The sequence below is a fragment of the Stenotrophomonas sp. 05L414_2 genome, from assembly GCF_056397905.1.
Map to the genome: position 1 here is coordinate 1 of NZ_JBFTOJ010000162.1, position 9,050 is coordinate 9,050.

8 protein-coding genes and 1 pseudogene are annotated in these 9,050 nt (G+C 59.8%); 3 read left to right on the forward strand and 6 right to left on the reverse strand.

All coding sequences use genetic code 11. From position 1 onward, the window contains the following. The 3 genes and pseudogenes from AC1DJN_RS18015 to AC1DJN_RS18025 all read right to left on the reverse strand — a co-directional run. Positions 1-851 (reverse strand): magnesium chelatase domain-containing protein (locus AC1DJN_RS18015; RefSeq protein ID WP_478039657.1); only part of this gene is annotated, 851 nt, incomplete at its 3' end. Positions 852-1,266: 415 nt separating this feature from the next. Then, the gene (locus AC1DJN_RS18020) at positions 1,267-2,196 is read right to left on the reverse strand and encodes a bifunctional helix-turn-helix transcriptional regulator/GNAT family N-acetyltransferase (protein ID WP_442251439.1); all 930 of its coding nucleotides are present in this window, start codon (positions 2,194-2,196) and stop codon (positions 1,267-1,269) included. Positions 2,197-2,276: 80 nt separating this feature from the next. Continuing rightward, a pseudogene (locus AC1DJN_RS18025) lies at positions 2,277-2,765 on the reverse strand (magnesium chelatase subunit ChlI family protein); the annotation flags it as partial. Between the two features lie 101 nt (positions 2,766-2,866). Here AC1DJN_RS18025 and AC1DJN_RS18030 point away from each other — a divergent pair. Beyond that, positions 2,867-4,195 (forward strand): hypothetical protein, encoded by a 1,329-nt coding sequence (locus tag AC1DJN_RS18030; RefSeq protein ID WP_442251438.1) that lies wholly within the window; start codon positions 2,867-2,869, stop codon positions 4,193-4,195. 312 nt (positions 4,196-4,507) lie between these two features. Here AC1DJN_RS18030 and AC1DJN_RS18035 read toward each other — a convergent pair whose 3' ends face one another. Both AC1DJN_RS18035 and AC1DJN_RS18040 read right to left on the reverse strand, forming a co-directional pair. Continuing rightward, positions 4,508-5,233 carry a prefoldin domain-containing protein gene (locus tag AC1DJN_RS18035; protein WP_442251437.1) on the reverse strand — a complete coding sequence of 242 codons (726 nt, stop codon included), beginning with the start codon at positions 5,231-5,233 and terminating at the stop codon, positions 4,508-4,510. Positions 5,234-5,573: 340 nt separating this feature from the next. Further along, positions 5,574-5,840: a helix-turn-helix domain-containing protein gene (locus tag AC1DJN_RS18040; RefSeq protein WP_442251436.1), complete on the reverse strand. Its 267-nt coding sequence runs from the start codon at positions 5,838-5,840 to the stop codon at positions 5,574-5,576. 958 nt (positions 5,841-6,798) lie between these two features. Between AC1DJN_RS18040 and AC1DJN_RS18045 the strand changes: the two genes are divergently transcribed. Beyond that, positions 6,799-7,278, forward strand: coding sequence for an NIF family HAD-type phosphatase (locus AC1DJN_RS18045; RefSeq protein WP_478039659.1), 480 nt, complete (start codon positions 6,799-6,801; stop codon positions 7,276-7,278). A 48-nt stretch (positions 7,279-7,326) separates the two neighbouring features. After that, positions 7,327-7,890, forward strand: coding sequence for a cyclin-dependent kinase inhibitor 3 family protein (locus AC1DJN_RS18050; protein WP_442251434.1), 564 nt, complete (start codon positions 7,327-7,329; stop codon positions 7,888-7,890). Positions 7,891-8,139: 249 nt separating this feature from the next. Here AC1DJN_RS18050 and AC1DJN_RS18055 read toward each other — a convergent pair whose 3' ends face one another. Next, positions 8,140-8,931 carry a hypothetical protein gene (locus AC1DJN_RS18055; RefSeq protein WP_442251433.1) on the reverse strand — a complete coding sequence of 264 codons (792 nt, stop codon included), beginning with the start codon at positions 8,929-8,931 and terminating at the stop codon, positions 8,140-8,142. Between the last annotated feature and the right edge of the window lie 119 nt (positions 8,932-9,050).

Sequence of the window (9,050 nt, forward strand, 5' to 3'; positions counted from 1 at the left end):
GGCGGATTGCCGCCCCCCACCAAAGCCGCAGCGCTCGCACTGTGGTGCGGCGCCCGGAACGGCCGCTGTCGCCAGCGCTTCGGGTCCAGCCCTTCGCCGCTGACCGAGGTAATGGCGGCCAACTGCAGGGCATCGATCTCCTCGGAATCCGGCAGCAGGCTGGGCAGGCGCGAGGCCAGCAGGGTCTTGCCGCAGCCGGGGCTGCCGATCAGCAATAGATGATGACCACCGGCCGCCGCCACTTCCAGTGCCCGGCGCGCGAGCGCCTGCCCGCGTACATCGGCCAGATCCGGCAGCGGCAGCGGCGTGGCGTCCACGCGTTCCACCTCCGGCAGCAGGCGTGGATTGCCCAGCCCGGCGCAGCATTCCAGCAGGGTGCGCGCCACGCGCACATCGGCGTGCTGGGCCAGCGCGGCTTCAGCGGCATTGCCCGGGGGCACGATCAGGATGCGTCCGGCTTCGGCGGCGGCAATGGCGGCCGGCAGTGCGCCAGACACCGCGCGCAGCTCACCGGTCAAGCCAAGTTCGCCGAGGAATTCGTACTGCAGCAACGACTGCGGATCAACCTGGCCACTGGCAGCGAGGATGCCCAAGGCAATCGCCAGATCGTAGCGTCCGCCTTCCTTGGGAAGATCGGCGGGGGCGAGGTTGAGGGTGATGCGCCGCTGCGGGAAATCGAAGCGCGCACAGAGCAAGGCGGCACGTACGCGCTCGCGTGACTCGCGCACGCTGGTCTCGGCCAAGCCGACAATCTGGGTAACCGGCAGACCACCGGAGAGATGCACCTCGATTCGTACCAACGGGGCGTCGACTCCGGCGCGGGCACGGCTGTGGACCAGCGCCAGGCTCATGTGTGGTTTCCTGCGGAGGGGCGCTTGATGGTGGGGCGGCGCGCTGCGGGTAGCCATCGGGACTTTCAGGTGGTGCGACTAGGGGGATTCCGACCATTGGGGGGAAGCGGGAATTTCGAGAGGGCACCCTGCGGCGATGCAGGGCCCCGTTTTCCGTCTCGGTTCGTTGGGCGGAAGCGAGAATTGTCGGCACGTGCCCGTGTGCTTGCGACGGGTGAGAACGCGCCACTTAGTCGGGCAGTCGACTCCACGATGCGGCAGCTGAGTGGCGAGTTGCCAGGTACCACTCTCTGCAAGTAGTGGCGCTAAATGTAGTGGCGCTAAGTGGCTGTGCTGATCGGAAGAAGCCGGCCCGATAGGACTCCCGCTCCGTAATCTTCCGGACGAGGGGCGCCTCCTGCGCCGTTGCTTCTGCTCAGGCCAGGTCGCGGGCCCACACCTGGCTGGTCTGGTCACTGCCGAAGCTGTGGTGGTGCTCTTCCTCCACCAGCGAAAAACCGGTCTTCTCATACAGGCGCACCGCATCCAGCAGCACCTTGTTCGTCCACAGCACCATGCGGGTATAACCGGCGGCACGCGCAAAGCCGATGGCTTCTTCCACCAGGCGGCGGCCGACGCCCAGGCCCCGCGCGCTGGCATCCACGTACAGCATGCGCAGCTTGGCCGTGGTGGCATCGTGGCGCACCACGAACACCGAGCCCACCATCTCGCCCTGGCGGTCGGCGATCCAGCAGCGGTCGGAAGTAGGGGCGAACTCGCGCAGGTACTTGCCGACGATGTCAGCCAGCAGCGCCTCGAACTCCTGGTTCCAGCCGTACTCCTGCGCGTACAGCCGCGCCTGCTTGTGTACCACCAGGCCCATGTCACCCGGCTGCGGGGCGCGCAGCACAACATCTGCCGGGCGCGTATCCAGCAGTTGCCCGATGCGGTCCATCGCGTCCACCAGCGCCTGCTGCTGCGCCTCCGGCAACGGCGCCAGCATGGCCAGCACTTCCTGGCGCGACGCCTCTTCGAAAGGCTGGAACGTCTGCCGGCCAAGCGCGGTCAGCGCCAGCAACTGCGAGCGAGCGTCGTCCGGGTGGGGTGTCTTCTCCAGTAGCCCCTGGCTCTCCAGCGTGGCGATCACGCGGCTGAGATAGCCGGCGTTGAGGCCCAGCTCCGTGCGCAGGTCCAACGCCCGCGCTGCCCCGCGGCTCGACAGTTCGTACAGCACACGCATTTCCGTCAGGGAAAACGGGCTGCCCAGCAGGTGGTCCTGCAGCACGCCGATGCGGCGGGTATAGAAGCGGTTGAAACGACGCACCTGCTCGGCGCGGTCGAGGGCTTGGCTGTGCTGGGCGGGCATGGTGGTTGTTCTTTTATTGCCTGAGGCAACTAATATTGTGTGCCTCAGGCAAGCAAGTCAACAGTGTGAGGCCGGGGCCGCTATGTGCCTGGCTTGCCCCGGTCCAGCTGCCGGTATCCAATGGCCTCGGCCAAGTGTGCGGTCTGGATGGTCTCGCTTTCGGCAAGATCGGCAATGGTGCGTGCCACGCGCAGGATGCGATGCATCGCCCGCGCCGACAGCTGCAGGCGCTCGATGGCCTGTTCCAGCAGGTCCTGGTCGGCTTCGCTCAAGCGCGTGCACGCGCGCAGGGCAGCAGGCGGCAGGTGCGCGTTGAGGCCGCCGCGCGCCTGTTGCCGCGCATGCGCCGCTTCCACCCGCGAGCGAACACTGGCGCTGGGCTCGCCCAGCGGCGTGCTCTCGCGCAGTTCAACTGCATCCATGCGGCTCACGTTGATGTGCAGGTCGATGCGGTCCAGCAGCGGGCCCGATACCCGCGCGCGGTAGCGGGTGATGCGCTCGTCGCTGCACAGGCAACGGTTGCTGCGGTCGCCCGCCCAGCCACAGGGACACGGGTTCATCGCCGCCACTTTAGTGGGGGTAGACATAGTGTCATATATATGGCCGAGCGAATTTGACCGATCAACTGAAAGGCCCATAAATTGGGCAGGTTCGACATTGAGTCCACCGAATGAGTCCGGCGCCGCTGCCATATCGCCCTTGGCGTATCATCTACATACCTATCGTGGAACGCCGCGGCGGGCTCTTCCCTTTTCTGTTCCTGAAGAACGGCCTGCCGAGTGCTACGGCGGCCCTCTGGGCACGAGCGCTGAGTTCAGAGAACTGGAGTGATTCCAAGATCGAGGAACACCTACGAGCCGTAGGTACCTTCTACGCATTCTGCCAAGCGAAATGCGGCGTTCAAGCGCCCCTTGAACGAGACCTCTACGTGCTCGTCCAGGAGTACGCGGAGGCTAGATTTCGCGGTACGTTGACCGCCGGTGAAGACACGCATGGCCTTTACTGGGGCCGAGTCCGAATCTCGACTGTCAGTGAGGAGGTCCGCGCCCTTGATCGTTATTCGAGGTTTGTGGCCAAGCTCCACGATTCGCCGGTCTTCAACCCAGATGAGCATGACATCGTTAGGGTTGCGCGGTTCTATCGAGCCGCCCGCGAGGCTGGCTGTAGTGATGCGATGGTCCACTTACGAGGGATACGCCGTCGGCGGAACAGGGAGACTCTTGAGATCAACCGGCGCATGACCGAGACCGACACCTCGAAGATGCGAGCTAAGCATCTCTCGCCGGCGGAGATGATTGAAGTCATTGACCGAGGGGTCCAAGCGCCGAGAGACAAGATGTTGATGCTTTTGCTCGGCTATGCAGGCCTTCGCATCTCTGAGCCTTTGCACCTCTATGTTAATGATGTCGTCGAGCTATTCCGCGAGTCGGGTGCCTCGAAAATTCGCTTGGAGCATCCCGTAAGCGGTAGATACGAATCGTCGACCAATGAGGACAGGTCTGGCTTCCTCGAAAGGAGGTACGGGCGTCTCCCCCGAAGCGAAATAGGAAGGGGGCATCGCGAGTTCGCGGGATGGAAAGGAATGCTCTTGACTGAGTCCGACCCTGCGAATCGATATGCCTTCTGGTTGGAGGAGCGAATCGTTGGCACGTACTTTCGCCGCTGCCTTGAAGCGTACTTTGACGATCACAAGGCGTTGCTCAGGACGGGGCGACTTCGCCACCCGTACCTATTCTTCAACACGAAACGTCGTGGGGCATCGAACAGCTATGGTCAGCCGATGAGCCTTTCGGGCGCACACGAGTTGGTCGAGAGCGCGTTCAAGCGAGTTGGGATCAGGGCCGGCTCGCATGCCTGTAGGCACCATTACGGCTTCTACGCCGCTGACGTGCTCCAGATCCCTCAAGAGACTCTGATGAGGATGATGCACCACAGCTCGATTGCGGCGCTTAAGATAGCTGGAAGATGCAGCGCATGGCGACTCCAAATTCGTCTTTAATCTGCCTGCCCGGGTGATTTACAACATTGGAGTTCCGCGAGCGAGAGATCGAGCGATGCATCAGCACCACTGCTGTGACAGAGAGATCTGCAACAGTCCCAACTACTGACGCACCACTAGCTTGGTCGATGCTGCAAACGGGTGCTCTACGCCTTGCTACCGTTTGGCGCGGCAGAGAGATCGGCGGATCAATTGAGTCCAGGTTCGTGCCGTCGAGGCCTGAAGGGCGCCACAGCCTGTGCCTACAAGCTTCGGCCCGGGGCACTACATCGGTGCGCATTTTCCTCCTTGCACTACTCCGGAGCCGTTGTTCTAAATGGGTTGTCTTATCATCTGGACTTGAGATGGATGGGCTGAGCAAGTCTGAAGAGCGACCCGAATCTGGGAGATATTCTGTTGGATCTGCGCTGAGCGCCTTCTAAGATCCTCGAGTTCGCGCCGCATTTCAGCCTCCCGCTGCGGAGTCACCCTCTCCTGGTACGCCATCGTAGAGTCTCCGCCGTTCTGGATGATCTTTTCCAGTTGCTCTTGTGCAGATTCTTGAGCGAACAGATCATCCCTGAGCCTCTGGCAGGATCCTGCGGCAACGACCGCTAAAGCCTCCTGTCTTGCCAGCTCGGTCTGGGCACCCTGCAGCTTGTTGGCTAATTCTGATTTCTCACTGGTTAGCGTCCTGATAGACGAATCGAGAAGCGCAATCCTTCGGTCCAAGTCTGAAATCGCCGTTTCATGCACGGATCGGGGTACATAGCTGCGCTCTATCTCGGAGTTCCTTGTCACCGTACTTGAGTCGTAGACGCGGAAGCCAAAGTAAGTAAGGAATGAAGCAATRCCTGAAAGAACGACCGCAGTTAGGACGATTGTTGAGCCGACAGGATGACTCTTGATGATCTCCAGTGGAGAGCGAGAATTATTGTCGACAGCCAGTGATGACTGATTGAGCTTAGATTGTGCTGATCGAGTGTCGGCTGCGCTAGGAACAGAGGTCGGTGATGGCTCATTCTTCGCCGCAGGATTGTTTGCATCGGTCGGGTCCATTGACTTCGTCGTCCTAAAGGGCTGCTCATACAATGCCAGATTCTGACTGCGGTGCGCCTACCCAGGCGTCAGATGACGGTAGCGAACACGGATGCCCCTGATGGTAGATCCGGGCCAAGCCAAACCAGGCAGGGCGTTTCAGATCGTTGAATCCCATTCTTGGTGCTAGGGCTCGGACTGATATGTCCCATGCAAGTCGTCATGGGCCGGATCGGCAGCTAGAGTGAGTGCGCAAAAGGCCCTTCCGATCCCGGGGCAATTCGGTCGCAGCTGTGCCACTAAGCTCAACATTCCGGCTATTGCTGGATGGTGCAGTGCCGTGGCAACGCCACTCTCCGTACTAAATCTGATTAGTCCGCACGCTCTGCAGCATCCTCAAGACCTGCTCGGCAACTTCAGCCGAGGAGAACCCTAGGGCGGAAGCGATGAGGCAAAACTCCAATACGTCCAGGCGCCTTGCCCCAGACTCAACGGAAGAGATCCTCTGCTGAGGCCACCCCAGATGGGAGGCCAGCTTGGTCTGACTGATAGCCAGCGAGTCACGTCGCTCGCGAAGCTGGCCGACCAACCGAAGGTACGCACTTTGGTAGATCGTTTTCGTAGCCATTGCATCCGCCTGAAGGAGCGGAACGCAATCTATGGCTGAGTAGTCGCTACATGAAAATTGTGTAGGCGTCTTTCCTCCAGCTTGATAGCATCAAAGCTGGTGGAACTGCCGAGGATCGAGTGATCTATGGGCGTAACCAACAGACCCTCATGTCCCCGTGGCCAGACCTCGATGCGCTGCTCGTATCGCTTGGGCCGTTTTACGCGTGCGCGTGGTGTGCGTTGGAGCGCTCGACCTCGGTCTCTGCCCCCATTGCCGCTGACCCTGCAGTCGCGCAGCACCTGCTGCTATTCCTTAAGGCTGCGGGTGTCCTGGCTGAGGTGGCCTCATCGGGAAGTTCTGCGAGACGCTCTCTCTATGACCCCATTCGCTGGAACTATCGGGATTGCGCTGAACTACCAGGCAATCTGGAAGTCTCGCTAACCGACTCACTGAGGGCTTGGTATCCCTCGCTTGCAGCGCCTGACCGGCAGTGGCTCTGGYGGCAGCTTTCCGATCGCGAAGCGAGTGCGTACCTCGTCGCACTTCTACGTAAGCACAGGATTGGGTTCAGTACGCCGAAGAGATCGTGAGTTTGCACGAGGAGGAATGGAGCGAGCTTAGCTTGGGGCGCAAGAGGTACGTACTGTGGTCATCAGTTCGCGGAGCGGCTAGTCACTTCCTGAGCACCGGCGGCGACGAATCTGCGGCAGTGACTGTGTTAAAGCGTGAGGTCCGGAGCCGGACACGCTGGCTCTCCCTCAAGCAGGCGTCGGGCGTGTTGGACAAGTCTGACTACTGCTTCATGCCAGCCCCTGCCTGGAGGCGGCCGCTGATGGTCGACGTCGCACTGGAATGCCTATTGCCGATTGGCGACGACTACTGGCTCGCCCCGCCGATTCTAGTAGGTCAGTGAAGAACGCCCCAGAACCATCCTGCTGCCTCACGACATGCGCAAACTTGGACAGGATCCCATCAAATGCGTCCGACTATCCTTGCCTTAGATCTAGAAGGGACGCTGATCTCCAATGCGGTCAGCCAGATTCCACGGCCTGGGCTTCTAGGCTTCCTTGATCATGCTCGGAGTACCTTCGGCGAGGTTGTGCTATTTACGACCGTGCCGCAGCCAAGTGCGCTGAAAATTGTGTCACTCCTGGCGGCAGAGGGGCACGCGCCACCGTGGTTCGCCGATGTGCGATACGTCGAATGGACAGGCTCTACTAAGGATCTTCGGTTCGTGAGTCCGCGGCACGGCCAGACGCTGCTGTTGGATGACTACGYCCGCTACGTTCACCCGGGCCAACTCGAGTTCTGGGTTGAAGCACCACTATTTACGTCGCCTTACCTTGCTGATGACGATGGGTTGCAGGTCGCGCAGAGGAGAATCGAAGAAAGGATAACCGTGCTCTCCAGCTCGTCGGATAAGCCGCCGAAAGCACCTCCTCACAGACACACATGAGATCCCTATGGAGGATGCTGTTCCCCCCCTTAAAGCGAAGGAGTTGCAGTGATCAGAACCAGCCTTTCCCATCCTCTTGAGATAGCAACTCTACTGGTTGGCCAGCGCGGCGGTGCCATCGGAGTGACGTTCGCACCAGGCAAGCATCAGAGCACTGCTATGACAGGCTCATGGTCAAGGGATCTAGACATAGATCTGCGGGCACTACGCGCTTGGGGCGCTAGCCATCTCATCAGTCTGCTTGAGCCATACGAGTTCAAGGAGCTCCAGATCCCTGCTCTGCCGGAGCGTGCAGCAATATATGGCATTCATTGGTACGGACTGCCGATCGTGGATGGCAGTCCGCCTAACACGTCCTTTCTCCAGAAGTGGAAGAAGTTGGAGCTGTCCCTCTGCAACGAGCTACGCGAGGGGAGAAGGGTTGTCGTCCATTGCAAAGGTGGATTGGGCAGAGCGGGCACCGTCGCTTGCATGCTCCTCCTAGCTAGCAGAGAGTCGCTGAGTAGCGAGGATGCAATCAAACGTGTGAGGGGCGTGCGCAATGGGGCTGTTGAGACATTGGAGCAGGAGCAATTCCTCCACCACTGGGCATCCGCTCTCCCGACCATGTAGGAGGCTGAAATCAATCTGGGCAACCTCTCACCGCCTATGCAGCCTCTCGATGTGACCAACGCCGAGCCGGGCACCGGTACTACGAGTGTCATGGCCAGACATCCACAGCCGGCCGCCCGGAAGGTAATTCCCTGCCTCGCCGAACGAGATGCGCTGGCGCCGACTCGAGCTCTTCCCATGGCTTCGCGGGAATCCGCTCACGGCTCTATAGCGCCTTCGATGCGAAGCGGGTTCGGCTTGAATGAATTGTTAGCTCTCGCCGTGTGCGGCCCGCTCTAGGCGCCTATACCCACTTCGTTCTTCCGGCTGCAGCTTCAAATCGTCACCCTTTGCGCTCCTAATCGATTGCTCCGAGCTACCAACCGAGACCGTAGCAACGGCCAAATACTTGGCGCCGCCTGCTGCTCCTGCCAGAACTTTAGTGACGAGATCTTTATCGAAGTTCAGATCAAGGCCGCGGAAATAGCGCATGATGATCTGCTCGGCAAGCCTGTAGCCAATTGACTCGAGGGCTCGACCCTTTTCCTCGTAAGCAATTGCATGAACACTGGGGACTACAATGGCAGAAGACTTATCGGCGTAGCCGTGGCAACAGTGAAGCTCTTGTGCTTCACCGCATACATGGCAGTCGAAGTAACAAATCGATGCGAACTGCGAAAACTCCGTTTGCACTGGGTCATGGTCGTACAGCAGAAGCTGGTGATTCATGGAATTAGCTTCTAGCCCTATAAGTTGCTTCCATTTCAGCGCGTCGAATTTTCCGGATTCGTAGATTCTTTTTGCCTCTAAGAAGCCGACTCCCTGCAGCGTATTACCATTGTCGAATCTCAAGTCAATGAGGAAGGCAACATCTCCGTTCTCTTCTTCCAGCGCTCCGTCCATTTTATAAGCATCCCAGCTTACGTCTACAGGACCATGACGAGCGGGCGCCAGCGACGGCCATGCCTGGGACAACTCGCTCAGCCAGCTATAAGTAATGTGATCTTCGTTCCAGGCTCTTGGATAGCAGCCTCGGATACATTTATCCAGAAGCTCATCCACGGCCTCGAGTATGTGAAAGCAGGGTGGAGATAGATGCATGTCCGTCCTTGAGAGCTAACTAACTAATAAATGGGCCCGCGGGTCCGGCTATATGACTTATGCACAAAGAGCCGTATGGT